This window comes from Sporocytophaga myxococcoides DSM 11118, from assembly GCF_000426725.1.
Classification (GTDB): domain Bacteria; phylum Bacteroidota; class Bacteroidia; order Cytophagales; family Cytophagaceae; genus Sporocytophaga; species Sporocytophaga myxococcoides.
On the sequence record NZ_KE384560.1, the window covers coordinates 73156 to 92979 of the forward strand.

Sequence of the window (19824 nt, forward strand, 5' to 3'; positions counted from 1 at the left end):
AAGGAGAAATGGAAAATAAAGTTGCTCTTTTTGACTTTGATGGCACTTTAACAAAAAAAGATACCTTGGCTGAGTTTATTAAGTATTGCCATGGAACTCCTAAATATTTTTTAGGATTGATATTGCTCTCACCTGTTATTATCATTTACAAAGCTGGCCTTTTATCAAATAGTGTTGCCAAGAGAGCCATTTTATCTTATTTTTTTAAAGGGTGGGAAATTGATGTATTTCAAAGAAAAGGGGAGGAGTTTGCCAAAAAAATAATTCCAGCTCTGTTAAAGAAAGAAGGTATTGAAAGATTGAACTGGCATTTAAGTCAAGGACATCGGGTTATTATTATAACAGCTTCAGTGGAAAACTGGATTATAGCTTGGACAAATGATTTAGGTGTAGAACTTGTTGGTACAAAATTAGAAGTTAGTGGCAATAAGTTAACAGGTCATTATATGTTAGGAAATTGCCATGGGCTAGAGAAAGTCAAAAGACTTAAAGAACTGGATATTTTTAATGCTTCCAATTATACATATGGATATGGAGATACGAAAGGGGATATCCCCTTTCTGAATTTATCCGATGAAGCTTATTACAAGGTATTTAAGTCCTAATTTTCAAAATTATAATATCCCCAACCATCATTGAAATTAATGTTTTTAATTTGTGTGCTTAACCTTATTGAATCAGGAAGCATGTTTAACTTAAGAAAATGAAATATTAATTTTCTCGGTTTTCCTTCATTAGTAGAATATATAACGGGACTATTATCTTCTGAGACGAAACTAGAATGGAGTGTTTTGATTATAAATACATCCGGATCGGGATTGTAAAGCCATGGGAAGTTATCCATTACAGTAATAGCAAGATTGTTATGATTTCCAGTCATATAACCTTTAAAATTAAATTCTCCTGCGTTCAACAGATTAAATGCATTATAAACGAATAAAATCTGTAAAAGAATCAGTGGTTGTATAATTTTCATATTCCAACCATTATCAAAGTCAAAATTCATTACTGCATATAGGAGGAAGGGTATAGAACACCATGTAGCATATCTTGCAATGTTAGCACCTCCAAGAAAAGTGACAATAGTAATGAAGGAATAAACAACGAGAGGTACTATCAAAATAAACAGCATGTCATTCTGCCATTTTTTGGTTAAATTTTTAATTAATAAAAATATTGACAAGAAAAAAAGGAGAGGAAATGCAAGGAATAGTCCCTGATTTAAGTCAAAGAAAAAATTGAGGTAACGTGAAAAGTTATTTAAATTAGGTTTTAAATAGCCCTGATGCATTATTAGATTGGGTATTTTAAAATAGTATAAGTAAAATGCTGTTGGCAGAGCAGAAAGTGATCCAATAAGGAATAGTTTTAGAAAATTCTTATAAGAAGGCCCTTTTTCTTGTAAAAAACTCAGACAAACAGGTGCGGCAAATAAGATAATCGGAGGATTTTGTAAACTGGCTAAAACTATAAAAAAAAAAGAGAGAAGAAACTTTTTTTCATAATATAAAAGAATACCCAGAAATAGTAAACTCATTGAAAAAATTTCAGGACCAGGAAATGGGATATACCAAAGTGTTGATGAGAATAAAAAAAATATTGAAGCAAACATCCTTTTCTTTTCATTTATTCTTGAATAAAAAAGAGTGTACAGAAGGACTCCAAATACAATGAAGAAGTTTGTTATTTGGATGGACTTGAATCCATTGAAGCCGAATAACGATTGTACTGCACTTACAGGGACATTGATTAAAGGATAAAACCAAAAATGATATGAAATTTTTTCACCATCCAGGGCTGTATAATAGGCTGAGGAAGTAGACAAAAATTCCTTGTTGGTGAATAGGTTTTTGATGCCATCATTAATTTGTATTAACCAACCATTTCCGGGATAAAATTTTACTGCCATCGCATTATACGAGTCCAAATCCTCAATCCTTAAGTCAAAACTATAATGATTTTTGAAAGACTCTGTCATCAGAAAATATTCAAACATATCTCCACCAAACATAGGCTCGACAAAAAATGATAATCTGATAAAAAAGAAAATAGCGACTATTGCAAAAATGCTTATTTTAATTTTCTGATATTTTGAAATATTGTCCAACATTTTTTAATGACTTAAATGCTTCAATTTTATTACTTCTTTCTCGGTCAAATGTCTCCAATGACCACGTGGCAAATCTCTTTTAGTTAATCCGGCATACATAACTCTATCAAGGCGGGTCACTTCATATCCCAAATGTTCGAACATCCTTCTGACTAACCTGTTTCTGCCTTCGTGTACCTGTATTCCTACTACCCATCCATCTGGGGTGACAAACTCAAGCTGGTCAGGTTTAATAGGACCATCTTCAAGTGTAATTCCATTCTTTAATCTCGCAAAGTCTTCATGACTCATAGGCTTGCTCAACTCAGCCTGGTAAAGTTTTTTTGTTCTGTTAGATGGGTGCATTAATTTTTCTGCAAGTTCTCCATCGTTAGTGAAAAGTAATAAGCCAGTAGTGTTCCTGTCAAGTCTTCCCACGGGATAGATTCTTTCAGGGCCAACGTTTTTCACAAGGTCCATCACTGTTTTGCGCTCATTTTCATCATCAGTAGTAGTGATGAAATCTTTAGGTTTGTTTATGAGCACATATACAAGCTTTTCAGGTGAAAGTATTTTGCTGCCATACTTTACAGTATCGCCTTTTTTAACCTTATAGCCCATTTCAGTCACGACTTTGCCGTTGACTTTGATAAGTCCATCGGAAATAAGAACATCAGCCTCTCTTCTTGAGCATACACCTGCATTAGAGATGTATCGGTTTAGTCTTATTTCATCAGAAGATGTTTTGTTTCTTGTACCAGATTTCTTTCCTTCAGATTTTTTGAAATTTTTTGAGCTGATTTCTTCAGACAGGTTTTCGAAATCACTGAATTCGTCAAAGCCTTCGAGTTCTTCGTCCTTAGGTTTTGAGAATGTCTTTTTGAATGATGGTTTTTCTGAAGAGTTTTTTAATCCGGCCTTTTTGAAAGGTTTCTCATTGCGATCTCCAAAGCTTTTTCTTTTATCAGGACTTGATTTTGAAAAAGAACTTTTAGGTTCTGTATCGTCAAATTTTTTAAAACCTGTCTTTTTGAAAGGTCTTTCTTCCTGTTTTTCGGATCCTTTTTTCCAATCCTGTTTAGGTTTTGAAAAGGATTTTCCAGACCGCGTATCTTCACTTTTGCCTCTTGGCTTGCCACGAAATGATTTTTCGTCGGAAGATGATCTTTTTTTGCTATCAAAAGCAGAGCCTGATTTCCTCCCTCTTTTTTGATCTCTCTCTCTGTCAGTGTTATCGGAAGGTTTGGCTTTTTGATCTTCGCCAAATTTCTTTCTTACAAATTTATTTTTTTTATTTTCAGCATCACGCGAAGATGATTCTGTTTTAAAATCTCTTCCTCGTCCTGATCCGGAAAAGGAGTTTGACTTTTTGCCATCAGAGGGTTTTCTTCCTTTAAATTCGGAGGATTTTTCAGGTTTACCCGAATCTCCCTGAGAATCAAATTTCCTTCTTGGTTTTCCGGCTGGTACACGACCTGCTGGTGTTTTCTTCGCTCCAAAAGATGATTTCCTGGCAGGGCGAGCTTCGCCCGATGCCCCATCTTTCTTTGGGGTAGAAGATTTTTTTGAAGAAAATTTAGAAGCCTTGTCTCTATCCGAAGCCCCTCTTCCTTTCCTCTGAGGTTGGTCTTTTTTCATAATTCTTTAATGTTAGTATCAAAGTTCATAAAAAAATAATCAGGAAATGATTTCCTGATTAAATTAATATAAATAATTTTTTAGTTAAGTGGGAATCTTATTCCTCTGGTTCTTCAGAGGTTTGACTTTCTGAGGAAAAATCTTCTTCTGTCTGGGAATTGGTCTCAGAAGAAAGGTCTCCGAAAGTATCCTTGGTGTCGTTTTCCTGATTTTGAGTTTCCGTGTTAATATTCTCCTGAGTATTGAACTCCATTTCTTCTAACTCAGCGGCAATAATTTCATGTTCTTTTTCTACTTCGTCGCCAATCTCATTTTCGTCTTTGGAGAAATCTTTTGGCATTGGGAGGTCTTTAAGACTATTTATACCAAAATATTCCATAAACTTTGCAGTAGTGCCATAGAGGATCGGTCTGCCTACTCCATCAGATTTACCTTGAATTTCAACAAGCTCCTTTTCCAGCAACTTTTGAATAGCATAGTCGCAGTTTACACCTCTTATCTGCTCTATCTGATGTTTCGTAATTGGTTGCTTGTAAGCTATAATTGCACAAGTTTCTAGAGCAGAAGTAGATAATCTTTTTTTAGATTTTTGCTTGAGCAAAATACTAATACTGGATTGATATGCAGGTTTTGTAAGAAACTGATATCCTCCTCCCATAGAAAAAACTTTGAATGGGTAATTATCATCTTCATACTTCTGAAGTAGCTTCTCCAAAGAAGCCTGAATATCTTCAATCGGAACCTCAGCCTCAAACATTTCAGATAGGCAGGTTCTTATATCTTCCGGCTTTATAGGATCCGGAGAACAAAAGATTAAACTCTCAATATGATGTTGAAGGAAATCCAAATTAGTCTTTTCTGTTAAGTTTTGCCTCTATCGAATGCTGTGTGTGAGGAACTGCACGAAGACGTTCTTTGGGGATAAGTTTTCCTGAATCGACACAGATACCATAGGTCCCGTTTTTAATTCTGGCCATGGCATTCTCAAGCTGCTGAATAAATTTTTGTTGCCTAGCAGCAAGCTGTGTGAAGCTTTCTTTTTCGGCTGTATCAGCACCATCTTCAAGCAGTTTTAAAGTACCTGCTGTATTGTCGGTTCCGGAATCATTTCTTCTGCTCAGAGTTTCCTTAATGTAATTTAATTCTTTTCTGGCTCTATCCAGCTTGTCAGCTATAAGCTGCTCAAACTCCTTTAGTTCTTCATCGGAGTATCTGAGTTTTTCTTCTGCCATAACGCGGATTTATTTTAAATTAAAAAAACGGGACGAAAAGTTTACCACTTTTTTGTTGAGAAACGGAAATCCCTGATTTTTGGTGCAAATTTAGTATAAAAAATGGTTTTGCTGGGAAAGATCCAACAAATAATTGTTAAAGCTTTTGCATTCAACGAGTTAAAAAAAGATAATTATTTAAAATTTCCCTTAAAAGAAAATTATTTGAAATTGTAATTATGTTTTACCGCTTTTATGCGGGAAATAATTGATTGCCTGTCCATCTCAATATGATGCTTCATACGAAGGTAGCGGTCTATTACATCCACTTCTTTGTTTTTTTCCATACAGGAAGAAATTATGTCATTTACCAGGCATCTCATAGGGCAATATTTAACAATAATACTCTGAACTTCAATATGATAATATAACCGCCTTCTTAAACTTTTGTTTTTCTCCGTTCAGACGAAAAATCTCAAACATGATCATGTAAATTCCAATATCTGCTTTTCGATCATCATCAGCAATGCCATCCCATTGGAAAAAACCTTCGTTCCCCAATAGTTGATTGGAAGCAATCTTTTTTATCTCTCTTCCTTGTCCATCAAAGACTGTGATGGTCGCAATTTCACCAGGATTATCAAGTTGGTAGGTCAATAAAGCAAAGTCATTTTTACCGTCACCATTAGGAGAAAACTTTAAAGGTTGCACTGAAAAAGAATTTTCAATGGTTTCAAATTCAAAATGCTGGCTATTGAGATATCCTGGAGTTGCTCCAATTGCTGATGCTGCTGAATGCCAGTTGGAAATATCTGAAGCCGGATTGGTAAAAGAAATCCTTTCCAGGCTTATACCTTCAGACTCTTTGAGGATCTTGTGATGCATTTTTTCAGTATAACTGAAACTATCAAATAACTCACCAGATGGGCTTAACAAACTAATGTTTCCAGAGTCATCATTCAAAGATGGCATTGAACTCATTTTTATAAAATTTTTGAATTCACCCATGGGATACTGATTTATCAAAGCCTGAGGATCGGAAGTCAATACCAGGTACTGTCTGGGCTGCAGAACTAGTGGGTTTGTTGAAATTAAATTAGTAGTAGAGTTCTTATTTTCTGCATTGGATATTCTCCAGTTTTTTAGATCAATGAAATGGTCTGAATTGCTATAAATTTCAACAAAATCAACTCCGCCAGGAAGTGGATTAAAGAGGATTTCATTGATTAGAAGTTCGCCATTTACAGGTATTTCAGGTAATGCAAATGGGTTTTGATTTTCCTGTATATAGTTTCCATTACAATCTTTTACTCCGCTTATTGATATCTGATATAAGGTACTTCCCTTTATAGCATTTGTGAGGGCAATCAGAATACTTTTATTCCCTTTATAAATAACATTTTCAATCTCGACTTTAGGGGATATAGTTATGTTTTCCTCACTGATTTCTGCAGAAATATCAAGCTTTTCATCTAAGACAATAAGTATATTGAATGTATCCAGTAGTTGTAAGTCTTTAATTTTCGGGCCTTGCAAATCAGGTTTTATTGAATTCACTGAATTTTCATAACCTGGTGTACCACCTTTTGAAGCAATGGATCCATCCCAGTTATCACTCTCTCCACATGGGTTTGAAGGATCTATCATTTCTAAAGCAATCCCTCCTTCAGCATTTAATCTGTTTGTAAACCAGTCCGACGAATAATTGACAGAATGAATAATTTTACCTGAAGGATCTTTGAGAATGAGAGAATCCGATGAATTGTTCAATGAGGGCCAGGGCGTGATGCCGAGGACTTTGCCCAAAGGCTTGAATTCAGCATTTGAAGCGGATGGGCATATAATGAGATATGATTTGGGAAATAGCTCAAATGATGACAATACTGCAGAAACAGAAGGATCAGAAAATCGCCAATTAGCAAGATTGATTGTGTCTTCGGAAGTGTTGTACAATTCGATGTATTCTTCTTCAGGAAGTCCATGGCTGGGAGTGGGGTCGGAATAAATTTCTGTAATCAGTATGGATCCTGGGTTTATTTCAGGTTGGTAATTAAATTCTAAAGATTCTTTCAGGGTTTCTGCCAAGTAAAAATCCTGTATACCATCCAAGACAAGTTTATTTTTCCCTTTCCTCAATGGGACTTCTGAAGTTAGAATCAAAATGGAGTCATTGACATAAGAGAGATCCTTAATATAAGAATCGTTAATAGTTATGGTATGAGTTTTAACCTCCGGGGAAATTCTTTTGTTGAATTGAATAACAATGTTGGCAGCATTAGGAGCTTTTATATCAATTATTGAGAGAGGTGCACTATTAATTGCAAAGTCATCAAAATAAAAGTCTTTATTTCTGGTTGAGCTATGAATACAGACTACCCCAAAATAAGCTCCGGTTTTGTAGGTTGAATCAATATATGTGAGTTCGGGTGAAAAATTGAATCCACCTGATGTGTCAGAAAAGACTTTCCAATTATGCTTAAGATCTCTGGTAACTTTGATTCTTACAGTATTATTGTTTTTACCGACTCTTCCAGGTATACCGCCAGTGAGCTTTACTGAGGCCGATCCATCTTGTCTGTGCAAATCAATTGCGTCTGAGCTTCCACTTGATCCACCGATTTTCAGAAAATATCCTTGTAGTGAATTTATCAGGTCAGGAGAGGAGCTTGTTAAATAAACCCTGGCAAAATTACTGCTACTGGGATTAAATGGCATTTTTACTAAAAACTGCCATTCCACATTGGTGATCAGATTATTCGCAGTAGAAAGGTAGATTTCCTCGCTTTCTGGTTTTCCGGAACTTTGAAGCTGATGATCTGTATTTATGAAAAATAAAGCAGTGTCCCCAGCCCAATTGGGCAATGAGTGGAAATTGCTATCAGAGAAAGAGTCATTAAACTGCGCAAAACTCTGAATATAAGAAAATAAAAAAAGTAAGAAATAGCTGGTTTTCACATGATAAAAATAATAATAAATTGATTAATTTTGTCCCCCGAATAAAAATTCATTAAAAACAATACAAAAATGAAAATTGCAGTAGTAGGCGCTACCGGCTTAGTTGGTGGACAAATTTTAAAAGTGCTGGAGGAGAGAAATCTTCCTGTAACAGAACTATTACCTGTTGCTTCTGAAAAATCTGTTGGAAAAGAAATCATTTTCAAGGGTAAACCATATAAGGTGGTTGATGCAGCCACTGCAATCAGTAAGAAACCTCACTTCGCAATATTTTCCGCAGGTGGAAGTACTTCTTTGGAACTTGCTCCAAAATTTGCTGAAGCTGGTATCATTGTAATTGATAACTCTTCGGCATGGAGAATGGATCCTACAAAGAAACTTGTAGTTCCGGAAATCAATGCAAACACATTGACAAAGGATGACAAGATCATTGCAAATCCAAACTGTTCTACTATTCAGATGGTAGTTGCATTGAATCCTTTGCACAAAAAATATAAAATCAAAAGAATTGTAGTTTCTACTTACCAGTCTGTAACAGGAACAGGTAAGAAAGCAGTTGACCAGTTAATGAACGAAAGAAAAGGAGTTGATGGTCCAATGGCTTATGCATATCCGATTGACCTAAATGTAATACCTCACATTGATGTGTTTACAGAAAATGGATATACAAAAGAGGAGATGAAAATGATCAAAGAAACTAAAAAGATCATGGGAGACGACTCAATAAAAGTAACTGCGACTACAGTAAGGATCCCTGTAATGGGAGGGCATTCTGAGTCAGTGAATGTTGAATTCGAAAATGAATTTGATCTGGAAGAAGTTAAGAAAATTCTTGGAAGTGCTGAAGGCGTTATTTTGGAAGATGATGTTGCAAATCTGAAATACCCAATGCCAATGAATGCTCATAACCGTGATGAAGTATTTGTTGGAAGACTTAGAAGAGATGAAACTCAGCCTAAAACTCTTAACATGTGGATCGTAGCAGACAACCTAAGAAAAGGCGCCGCAACGAATGCTATTCAGATTGCAGAGTACCTGCTTAAAAATAAGGTTGTAGTTGCTTAATGCAATAATTAGGACCACCATTAGAAATAAAAGGGGGCTGACTTAAATATGTCGGTCCCCTTTATCTTTTAAATGGAGTCTAACGTTATGCCTGAACATTTGATTATTGGAAATAACTGCAATGCTGACTTCTGGAAATACTGATTATCAAACTTCATGAATTATTAAAGCGAAAGCTGTAGGAAACTAAAAATTAAAACATTTAGTGTGCTTTAGTAAAGAATTTATGGAGAAAAAAATTACTTTTACCTTTCGTAATTGAAAAAATTGCCTGATGTGGTCTACAGATTATTTCAGGGTTTCCTTTATTTAAAATACTTATAGAATGATGACACTTAGGTCAATGACCGGCTTTGGAATGGTAAAGTCGGATGCTGAAAATCTTGAAATTAAAGTGGAAATTAAATCTTTGAATTCCAAATTTTTGGATTTGGGACTTAGGCTTCCAAAAGAATATCAGGATAAAGAAATGGAAATCCGAAATATGGTGAGCAATACACTTGAAAGGGGAAAGATCAGCATTTCTATGGATGTGCAGACAAAAGTTGACTCCAAGCCAAGAGTTTCCATAAATAAAGAGCTTGTTAAAAAATATTATGAGGATTTAGTAGAAACGGCTGCTTTTGTAGGAACCAAAGAAACTGATCTTTTCAAAATTGCTTTAACAATGCCCAAAGCAGTGAATCAGGATTTGGATAATGAAGATAATTCTAAAGAGTGGGAAGTGATAGCTTCCGTTATTAGCAAAGCCATTGATCAATGTGATAAATTCCGATTGGCAGAGGGAGCTGCATTGGGTGAAAAATTAAAAAGCTATATCATGCGGATTAAAGAATTACTTGAGCGAGTATCAGAATTCGATCCTCAGAGAATTCAGATGATACGCGAAAGGATTAAAGCGCATTTTGTAGAGTTTGGCAATGAACAAATGGACAAAAACAGATTTGAGCAAGAGCTGATTTATTATATTGAGAAACTTGACATCACTGAAGAGAAAGTCAGACTGAACAATCACCTTGATTTTTTCCTGGAAAATATGAAAGTAGATAAGAGCGGGAAGAAACTTGGCTTTATAAGTCAGGAGATAGGCAGGGAAATAAACACAATTGGCTCCAAAGCCAATGATGCAAATATTCAGAAGTTAGTAGTGGAAATGAAGGAAGAGCTGGAGAAAATTAAGGAACAATCCCTTAATATCCTTTAACGTCGATTTACTTTTTACCGTCCCAGAATACCGAGGTGAAAATCAGGATCATTCCTATGTTGGTGTTTAACAGCTTGTTACCCATAGTGTATTTGAAATAGTCGGCGGGGAAAAGTGTAAACCAAGTAGCAGCCACAAGACAGATGAGGGTAAGGCCAAAAAGGTAATTAAATACCCTCATCAGTTTTATATTATTTGTAAAAAGTACGATACAAGCAATCAGGCCAGCATCAATATAAAACATATTTGATACAAGAGATTTGCTTAGCAGATCTGCGTTTAAGGGATAATATTGTACTGCCAGACCAATCAAAACGAAAGTAGGACCCAGAACTTTAAGCAGAAATGCGTTCATTCTTAATTCTATTGCTGTCATTTAAATTTTCTTTACAAAGTTTGTAATTAGACTGAAGACCTCTTTAAATCTTGTAAGAGGTAAAGTTTCCGGTCTGTCCATTACATCATGGTATGCACTTATGCCACCAAGGGTATAAAAGAAGAAAGCTGGTACTCCCTTTTCTGAGAAAAAGAAATGATCGGAGTTTGCTGCCGGACCTCTTCTTTTTATCGCAGGAAGTAGCTTCAGGGTTTCGTTTATTTCCATTAATTTATTGTATTCTTCCGGGTGAAGTGTGGCATTTACCACCGTCATACCGTCATCCCCTGTTCCGAGTAAGTCTAAATTGATCATAAATTTTATCTTATTCAATGGAAACAAAGGGTTTTCGGTGAAAAATCTTGACCCTATCAGACCAATTTCCTCTGCTCCGAAAGCCATAAATACTATTGTAAATTTGGGTGTATTCTCTTTTTGAGAATAGTATTTTACCAATTCCAGTAGCATTGAAACTCCGCTTGCATTGTCATTCGCTCCGGGAAAGTATACTTTTTTGCCCATTGTACCTAAATGATCGTAATGAGCAGAAATAATAATAACAGAATCGGATTTACTTGTACCTTCTACAAATCCGATTACGTTTTGTGAACTGTAGTTTTTCTTCAAAGTAGCGTCTAACTGAAATTTGACTTTTTTAACACTATCTGGAAATGCACTCTTGGCTACCTGAAAAAATGGATTACTGAATTGTTTCTGAGATAATGAAGCTGTAAGTTTTTTATCATGGAGTTCTATAATACATTTCCCTTCATGTATCTTATCCAGAATTTCAGATTTTTCTATCAGTTTATTATAAAATTTAACATCGTAGATAACCGCTTTGTTTTTGGTTTTCGCTGATAAAAAGGACTTTAGTGCATTGTCATTATAAAACACCATTGTGTCAAGATATAATGCCTTCACATTTCCATGCCCCCCTTTTGAAATACAATTGGCGATATAATCTTTTCCTGTAACTAATTTTTTCTTATCTGCCTGCAATGAAATTCGCCCTTCAAAGCAATTGACATCATATTGGAAGGTTTGGAAATAATTATCTCGGATTGCTTTAAGTCCTGACTTTTGAAATTCTGTTTTAATAAAATTGGCTGCAGTTTTGGCTCCATCGAAATTTGCTCCCCTGCCATACATAGATGGACTACATAGAGTATCAAGATAATATCTGACTCTGGGGATATCCTGAGAAAAACAGTTATGGGCGGTAAGAGCAGCAATAGCCAGAAAGAATGCCAAATTCTTTGTCATATACAACATATAATTAGTTGGAATATAATAAATGAAGGGTGAAGATAAAATGTTATTTCCCCTAAACTTTTTCAGCGGAAGATTTTTTCTTGATAAAAATAAGTGGAAAAAAAGTACCAGCAGTGTTTGCTACAATATCAAGAAGATCAAAATTTCTATCAGGGACAAAATATTGGAGGCATTCCAAGGTAAAACCATAAAGGAAACTAATTAAGAATGCCTTTCTTATTGTATTAATTTTTAAGGCCGGATAGGAGGTCTGTATGTTAAAGCTTTTCACCAACAGCCAGCTCAAAACAAAAAATAAGGTAAAATGAACCAGCTTGTCAATTTGGAAAAGGCTGGAAAATGAAAACTGGGGAATTGCTTTACCTGACATGAGGTAGAGTACTAAAATTATAAGCACCCATGTCCAGGTAAAGACAATTGTAAATTTTTTATTCATACTGGGTATTAAACTCCAATCAACTTTTTATATGCTGCGGCATCTAATAATCCGCTTAGTTGATCTGGGTTTTTAATATTGATTTTAATAACCCATCCTTTTCCGTAAGGGTCGCTGTTTACAAGCTCAGGACTTGACTCCAGATTTTTGTTAAACTCAACGATTTCAGATGTAACTGGCATGAAAAGATCTGAAACGGTTTTTACAGCTTCTACTGTTCCGAAAACTTCACCTGCATTTACTGTTTCACCCACAGAATCAATATCGAAATAAACAATATCTCCCAATTCATTCTGAGCAAAGTCTGTGATACCAACTATAGCAGTATTGCCTTCTATTTTGATCCACTCGTGTTCTTGTGTATACTTTAATTCTTCCGGAAAATTCATTTTGTCTAAATTTTTAATTTCTGTCCAAAAATACACTTTTTTTTAAATTGAAGAACATTATGACAACGTGAACCTTAATTGAACACCAAAAGATGTCGTCGCTCTTCTATATGAACTTGAAATTCTTGGGGTATTGATCGTCCTTTCAAAGTAGAATAGTAGGTTAACTCTTGTATTTACCACATAACTGATGGTAGGTCTTAACTGGAAATTAAGGTTACCGTTTGTTACAACAGCAGGATCTCCGATTTTTCTCTGAACGGTTTTCATATCACTGACAGTGACATCTAATTTTACATTTAGCTCATTCTTCAATGGAGGAATTTCCCTGCCCTGCCATTTGAAAGGGAACTTGAATCCTGTTTTGGCTACTCCGATTCCCAGTACAAGATCATTTTTATTGTTTTCTTGGATCTGAGCATTTGACATGCTCAATGCAAGTCTTCTGTCTTTTCTGTATTCTACCTTATAGGTCATTTTCCCCTTAGTCCGAACGTTAATACCAACCAAAGGAGCAAATGTTTCCTGAATAACCACCTGGTCTACTACATAAACAGGAACGAGTTTATTATCTATTATAGAAGAAGGCGGAGCATTTTCAATGTCAGTATTAGGGTTTATTTCTTTGGAGCCATATGCAAGTGACGAAGTAAAACTTGATACACTGTACTTGCTCGTATATCCATGAGAAATGATTACACTTGGGAATAGCTTTTTAATTGCATCAAGTCTTGTTAATCCTGAAAAGTCAACTCTCCAGTTTGGTAGCGGAATTTTAGGGAATGAAGACAAGCTCACTTTAGACGCATCTTTGCCGGAGTATGCAGCTATAAATGCAGGAATGAGTACCTCTTGAGAATTTAAGCTATAGGCAGTATCCTTTGGGTTTGAATATTGATGCCTTGCAAAAATAACTCTTCTGTTTTCAACAAACTGATCAAAGGTTTTTGAAGAATATTTGCCTCCACTTCCTTTTCCCTGAAAGGCAGTCGCAATGCTTATGAAAGTTACTTCATAACGCCCGTTTCTGTAAGGGTTATCGGAAACGAAATTGGTACTATTAGGAAGAGAATCCACTCTAAAGAATTCTTTATAATCGCTGGCTTTGGTCCTTGATGCTTCAATCTGAATCCTCAAATCTTTAACAGGCTCCAGAGCGGTTCTTAGATTGATGGTCTCCGTTTTTACCTGCGTGAGCGGTGTTGTCACATTTCTGAAGTAAGCATTTTTTGTAATGTATCCTTTCTCAGAAAACTCTCTCTTAAACTTCTGAAGATCCTGGTCTCCCAGGATAAATGGAAGCATTGAGCTAACATCAACACCTTCACCTATTCCAAAGAAGTTTGGTTTAGGCATATACCCTGGCATTAAAATTCCCTGTGTTAAGTTGTAAGTAAAATTTACAGTTTTAATGCTAATAAGAGCTTTAGTCACAGCCTTCAGCCCTTTCATCTCAGGTTTGGGAAGTCTTTGGGTTGTATCTTTTTTGAGTTCTGGTTTAGGCAGCTTTTTTGGTGGTGGGCTGTTTAATTCTCTCAGGAATTTAACTCTATTGTATATTTTCTCCAGGTTTATTTTTCCGTTTACCCCAATAGTACGCTCATTTCTTATAGAGTTTCCAAGTGTGTCTCTTTGATATAAGGCTCCGGAGTTCCAGGTATAGCCAGCTGTATAGCGTAGATCTGCACCAACCCAATCAGTAATGGGAAGCTTATCAAATGGCACTTTGTAATTTGCCCCGAGAGATTGATTGTAATCTTTCATACGGCCGAAATTTCTCAGATTTCTCCATATTGTATCTCTGTTTTCCCTGGAATCAGGGGAGTATTTCGCCGTTTCATCAATTATAGCATAAGCATTAGCTGAATAGTCTACAGATAAGCTTTTGGTTAAATTCCATACAAGTCCGTATACTCTGTTGAAGTTGAACATCTTTTCGTAGTATGGAGATGATAGAATCCCATAAATTGGACTTGCTTCATAGAATACCGTAGTCTTTGTCCTTCTGTCAAGATCTCCTCTGAAAGAGATAGTAGTTGGTACAAAATTGAAGTTTATATCCTTTATAAGTTTCAGATATTTTTTATCAAAAGCCTTTACATTTTTAAAAGGCTCAAATGGTTTTGCCTGGCTGGTAAAGTTATATCCAAGTCCCACCTTATACATTTTTATGGTAGAGTCTTGCACTGTAGAACTCGTTCTCTTGATATCACTATAGCCCAATGTAAGAGCAAGATTTTCTACATCCCAGAGATGGCTTTTGGCATCTTTTTTGGTCTTTACTTTTTGTATGTTGGTTAAGTTAATAGCCCTCCTTGTTGTCTGGGTAAGTATTAGATTTTTGTACGCATCTCGCTCCGCATTAGTACCAAAGCGGGTGAGGGAGGTCTTCATAAGTACGTCCGGATCAAGGGGATCGTATTTAGGAGAGATAACCTCTCTGTCGTAGCCTAGAAACAAAGGAAGACGAAGACCGAGTTTTTGCGGTAAAAACTTGTCAAGACTGATATTACTCTGGATACCCCATTGCAATGTATTATTACGCTCTCTTTGAGAAACCTTTTGCTCAAGGGTTCCAAACCCAGCTGACGTATATCTTAATGATCCTGAAACGGTGGCAAGATCGGCAAGCTTAACGTTTGCTCTTGCAGTAGCAGCCCAACCCGGACTTTCCTGAAAGTTCGTTGCTCTTAACTCATCAACCCAGATACATGCAGATTTCGGCTGTCCGTCCTTACTATATGGATTTCGCATACCTATCATGATTGTCTGAACAGAGCTTATGTCTGGCCTTCCGACAACAGTGATCTTTCTCCCATTGACAGTTTGAGAGAATGGACTGCTCAGGATCCTTCCTGATTTATCTCCCAAAACTTTAACGTCTATAAGATCTGCAATTCGTAGGTCTAGCTCGTTTTCAGGTCTCCAGATTTGGTTGACATCTCTGCTGCCTTGCGGTGTAAAGAATAGAGGAATAGAAACTTCGTAGTAGTTTTCTTTAAAATCTGTACCAATGCGGACAAAAGCTTCAAGTTGCCCATCTTTTGTATTGATATCCTCAGTTTCTGCGTGAACAAACATTCTGAGATTTTTGTAATTCAAAAGATCCAGGTTGATGATCTTATATGCTGCACCTGCTTTTTTATCCGGAATATCCTCTGCACAAATTCTCAGAGATTGTTCATTCAACCTTCTGTTGTTCTGAGCTGTAGCATCCTGATCTCTTGAGAACCCAGGAGGTAGTACATAGGGAATTTTATTCCCTTCCACCTTACCGTTTTCTTCAATGCTGACAGTTGATATATTAACAGGAGTTACTGAAGGTTCAAGAAACTCTCCTGTATTTTCATAAAGAGGTTCATTAAATGCTCTCCACTGACTTGCTACAAGCTGAAGTTTTACAAATCTCATTACAACAGGATCTTCGAATCCGGTAACATACATTCTCATAAATTTAATGGTTTTAAAACCATTAATATTTCCGACAATTGAGTCTGGCTCTCTGATAGGAATCCTGAACTGGTACCAGGTAACGCCGCTATCTCCTGTTACTTTATCTACCACGTGGTTTTTACCAATTGCAAAATCATTTTCATTAATGTTGATTTTGTATTCGTAATATTCATCAAGGTCGTTGATAGTGTTGTCCGCATTTAAATCTTCATTATCAGGTAGGGTAGAGTTGGATTGAGTAAAATTATTCTCCCCCGCTGCGATAGGAGAGTTGTTCTCCATACCATTATAGTTTTTATAACGTTGCAGGACGCTTAGTGCTTCAGCATCATTCTCTTTACCAAGGTAGTGTCTGAAATTGTCACCAGATGGGTCGGCAAGAATTTTGTTTTTTGCATCCTGAGTGATGCCAGGAATGTTAGTTACTTTTGTAAGGAAGTTATTGAAATAACTTTCTTCAGAAGCATTGTCAAGTCCATCAAGACCTATGTCTTGCCTGCTTCTTGTAGAGGGTTCGGTATCAAATGCGTTGGTAAGGAATGTTCTGGTTGTTACTTTCCCCCATTGGTTATTCTTCACTCCGTCGGCAGTGTCAGCATCTGTGGTAGGAAGTCCGTTTTCGAAAGCATGCTGCCCATCTTTCATGATATCTTCCGTGATGCTACCAAGGTTAAAGAATAATTGTCCGCCTTTGGTCACCATCTTGTTTTTACTATCATCTAGATAAACAGGCACTTTTGACTTAGGTGAGCTAGGGTTTGTTCCTTTCATAAAAGGATCCATCATCCAGAATTCTATGTATTGGATGTTTGCGTTGTCAAAGTCAATCTCATTACGGATGTCTCTTGTTATTGCACCCCAGTTCCTTGCAGGATTTTCAAATTCTCCGTCAGCATTCAGGTTCGGGTTAAAATTGTAAGGTCCTCTTTCTCTTGGAAAATATGCAAGGTCAAAGGTTACCTGGTTAAGAGTGTAAACCTGTCTATCTTGATTTGGAAAAATCTCCTGTGGTCTTACAATTCTGACAAAGTGGTTTTGGATGTGTTCCTCAAGACCTTTAGGTACGCCTGTTCCACTGTTGCGGTAAAATACGTTGTCGATATTATACCATGCAAGTTTCGCTCTGCTATAAGTATACTCGGTAGTTGTGCTGTTGCTTTGAGGAAAGCGTTTTGGGGTACCTCCGAGTTTCCATCTCGACCATGAAGTGGTCAGGTCGATTGAAGTTTTTGCTCCTTCAAAGTCATCAATAAAAGCAGTACCTCCATTTTTGGAAACGGCTTTTGAATGGCCTGGAATAAGTTGAGCAACTTCACCGGCAGCAGTTATTGTAGAAATCGCTTTCGTCTGAATTCCTGGTAAAAGGTCAACCGCTTTAGTAAGGATTCTGGAATCTTTCTTAAAGTTAGCATCAAAGCCTAACATGGTGTTTTTGCTTGGCTCATCACCTATACTAACCCTTGTAATATTTGGGGTCTCATTCTGGTGAAGGATAGTTGCGCCTAAAAGGATGTCGTCACTAATTTTATAGTCAAAGCGTGTTCCGAAGAAAGACTTTCTTCTAAAGTTAAAAATGTCCTGCTTTTCGTATCTGATTTTAATTTCTTTGTTGGAAGCAAGAATACCCTCATTAATAATAGTTACTTTGCCTTGCGCATCAACTGTATAATCTACATCCTGAACAAGAGGTACACTTCCAGCGGTAACAATTAATGATCCTTGAGCTACATTTATACCTGGAAGCTGTACGGAATTTGTTGCTGTAGACTGATAGCGGCCTTTCAGATAATATTTATTCTTAGAGGCAACAAGCATCGCATCTCTTTGGGTAGAGTCATAAAGCTCGGTAAAAACGTATTTGTTGATCAGATTTTGTTCTGTAGCCGGATCAAAAAATCTGTTCATATTATTTCCAAAAGGCTCAAGTACAGGGAAAATAATCCTTCCGTATTTTGAATCTATGGTTACATCTTCCACATAGTCAAAGTTACCGTCTGCGATAGGGTCATTGTTCATGTTTAGCCTGTCTAGTCCGGTCATTTTAAGGATGGTTTTTCCTGAAGCAATTGTACCTTCCTGGAGCACAGGCAAATCAAGACCACTATAGTCATTTTTATAAATTACCCTAAGCTGGAAGTTGTCTCTTGTGAGCTGAGTTCCTCCTATCTGATAGATGTTTTTCATCATCAGATCCCATGTAGGCAGTCGGGTTTTAGTTGCAGAAGGTTTGATCAATTTCAGAATTATTAAAGAGTCACCTGTTATATTGGTGATGTCTTCATTCATTTCACCGACTTTATATGTCTTTCCTTGGTAGGTATATTCAAATGCCACCGCTACACCGGCATCTTCCTGTATCTGTGTATTCAGTGTAATATATCCAAGGTCTGGTTGAAATTTAAAGTCAGTAGGTAGTAATTTTCGAGCACTTTTAATGACTTCATAATCGGTCCCTTTGGTAAGGCCCTGACTGTTCAGGTTAAATTCCAAATTATCAGAAGTTCTGTAAGTTGTTACCTTACTGTAGAGGTTGTTACTCTCATTGGATGCAGCCTTATTAGTGTTTCCCTGCAGGTTTTTGTTATAAGGATTAGATTCGCCGAGATCAAGATAACCAACGACACTTCTCAGATTTTGTGTAGTATTGGCTCTATTAGTTACATAAACGTCAACCCTGGTAATTTTCACTCCAGAGTTTAATACAGGTAAGCTGGCAAGAGAGCTTTCATAGTTGTTTCTGAAGAACTGTCCCAGGAAGAAGTGGCGTCTGTCTTCATAGTTGTCAGCTTTAATATTTATTTCACGAGCCTGTGAACCTCCTTGTAATCTTATTTCTTCACTTTTGCCTCGTTGGCTTGAGAATACTGAGGTAACAGATAATCTTCCGAATTGTAATTTTGTTTTAATACCAAAAAGATTCTGAGGCCCTTGCATAAGGACACTGTTTAATGGAAAGCTTACTGTACCCGCTTCTATCTTTTGTATGATATCTTCTTCAAATCCTGTATATTCAAGTTTAAGGTTGTTCTGAAAGTCAAATGTAGCCTTGGTATCCCAGTTGGCAGTAAGCTTAAGTTTTTCCCCAATCTTACCGACCACGTTCATACTGATTTGCTGGTCAAAGTCAAAACCTCCAGTTCTCTGTTGTCTTACAGGAATGTTGGGGTTATTAACACGTTGCCATTTCCCGCCAAAATCCAGCATTACCAGACCATTAGGTCTTATATCCACGAAGTTGCTTCCGAAAGGTCCTTCAAGTCCGCGCACATATATTTTGGGAATAAGGTTTCCTCTGGAAGAAACAGGAGTTTCGCCATCAAGACCTTGAGACTTAGATTTCCAGTAAGACTTCATCATTTCTTTCTGACGATACTTTGAGTATTCTTCAAAAGTCATAGAAGAAGGAGGTCTATAATCAAAGTCACCTACTTTCTCATAGATATTATAATTATCCATGCTGGAATCAAGCTCCACTTCTGTCTGCACATTGGTAGGGTTTTTTAGCAGGAAAGGAGATTTGGAGGATCTGTTAGAAAAAGGGTCACCCTCTCTGTCGCTTGGATTATAGTTAGGTCTTTTCTTTCTGTCTTTATTCTCTTCGGTGGAGTCACCGGGAGGTTCAGATCTTCTTAGTGTATAAGTGCTATTGCTGGGCTTTCCGAAGGAAACCCAGGTATAAAAAGTTACACAGCTAAGTGTTGCTACGAGTATATATTTATTCAGATTCAGCACT

General features: G+C 36.6%; 13 protein-coding genes. 3 read left to right on the plus strand and 10 right to left on the minus strand.

The genetic code is table 11. The features are described from left to right. Window positions 1-8 precede the first annotated feature (8 nt). The gene (locus tag K350_RS0118610; protein ID WP_028981179.1) at window positions 9-605 is read left to right on the plus strand and encodes an HAD-IB family hydrolase; all 597 of its coding nucleotides are present in this window, start codon (window positions 9-11) and stop codon (window positions 603-605) included. On the opposite strand, the gene K350_RS0118615 is transcribed toward K350_RS0118610, so the two are convergent. The 5 genes from K350_RS0118615 to K350_RS0118640 all read right to left on the minus strand — a co-directional run bounded on the left by K350_RS0118615 (window position 602) and on the right by K350_RS0118640 (window position 7893). Continuing rightward, window positions 602-2110, minus strand: coding sequence for a hypothetical protein (locus K350_RS0118615; RefSeq protein ID WP_028981180.1), 1509 nt, complete (start codon window positions 2108-2110; stop codon window positions 602-604). The two genes, K350_RS0118610 and K350_RS0118615, sit on opposite strands and share 4 nt — an antisense overlap. A 3-nt stretch (window positions 2111-2113) precedes the next feature. Further along, window positions 2114-3727 (minus strand): pseudouridine synthase, encoded by a 1614-nt coding sequence (locus K350_RS29510; protein WP_051313331.1) that lies wholly within the window; start codon window positions 3725-3727, stop codon window positions 2114-2116. A 97-nt stretch (window positions 3728-3824) separates the two neighbouring features. Next, complete coding sequence (gene scpB / locus K350_RS29515) at window positions 3825-4574, minus strand: SMC-Scp complex subunit ScpB (RefSeq protein WP_051313333.1); 750 nt, start codon at window positions 4572-4574, stop codon at window positions 3825-3827. 1 nt (window position 4575) lies between these two features. Beyond that, complete coding sequence (locus K350_RS0118630) at window positions 4576-4959, minus strand: TraR/DksA family transcriptional regulator (RefSeq protein WP_028981181.1); 384 nt, start codon at window positions 4957-4959, stop codon at window positions 4576-4578. 393 nt (window positions 4960-5352) lie between these two features. After that, on the minus strand, window positions 5353-7893 hold the full coding sequence (locus K350_RS0118640; RefSeq protein ID WP_028981182.1) for a lamin tail domain-containing protein: 2541 nt from the start codon (window positions 7891-7893) through the stop codon (window positions 5353-5355). Window positions 7894-7962: 69 nt separating this feature from the next. Here K350_RS0118640 and K350_RS0118645 point away from each other — a divergent pair, with 69 nt between their 5' ends. Beyond that, window positions 7963-8958 carry an aspartate-semialdehyde dehydrogenase gene (locus K350_RS0118645; protein ID WP_028981183.1) on the plus strand — a complete coding sequence of 332 codons (996 nt, stop codon included), beginning with the start codon at window positions 7963-7965 and terminating at the stop codon, window positions 8956-8958. Window positions 8959-9283: 325 nt separating this feature from the next. Then, window positions 9284-10162 carry a YicC/YloC family endoribonuclease gene (locus K350_RS0118650; protein WP_245598676.1) on the plus strand — a complete coding sequence of 293 codons (879 nt, stop codon included), beginning with the start codon at window positions 9284-9286 and terminating at the stop codon, window positions 10160-10162. A gap of 7 nt (window positions 10163-10169) precedes the next feature. Here the strand turns inward: K350_RS0118650 and K350_RS0118655 are convergent, their stop codons facing one another. From K350_RS0118655 to sov, 5 genes are all read right to left on the minus strand, one after another. Continuing rightward, window positions 10170-10538, minus strand: coding sequence for a hypothetical protein (locus K350_RS0118655; RefSeq protein WP_028981185.1), 369 nt, complete (start codon window positions 10536-10538; stop codon window positions 10170-10172). Then, complete coding sequence (locus K350_RS29520; RefSeq protein ID WP_037576406.1) at window positions 10539-11804, minus strand: M28 family metallopeptidase; 1266 nt, start codon at window positions 11802-11804, stop codon at window positions 10539-10541. A gap of 61 nt (window positions 11805-11865) precedes the next feature. Next, window positions 11866-12249, minus strand: a complete 384-nt coding sequence (locus K350_RS0118665) for a VanZ family protein (protein ID WP_081671072.1) — start codon at window positions 12247-12249, stop codon at window positions 11866-11868. Window positions 12250-12257: 8 nt separating this feature from the next. After that, window positions 12258-12638 (minus strand): glycine cleavage system protein GcvH, encoded by a 381-nt coding sequence (gene gcvH / locus K350_RS0118670; protein ID WP_028981187.1) that lies wholly within the window; start codon window positions 12636-12638, stop codon window positions 12258-12260. A gap of 57 nt (window positions 12639-12695) precedes the next feature. Beyond that, a complete protein-coding gene (sov, locus tag K350_RS0118675; RefSeq protein ID WP_051313335.1) occupies window positions 12696-19823 on the minus strand; it encodes a T9SS outer membrane translocon Sov/SprA in 7128 nt (2375 codons plus the stop codon). Between the last annotated feature and the right edge of the window lies 1 nt (window position 19824).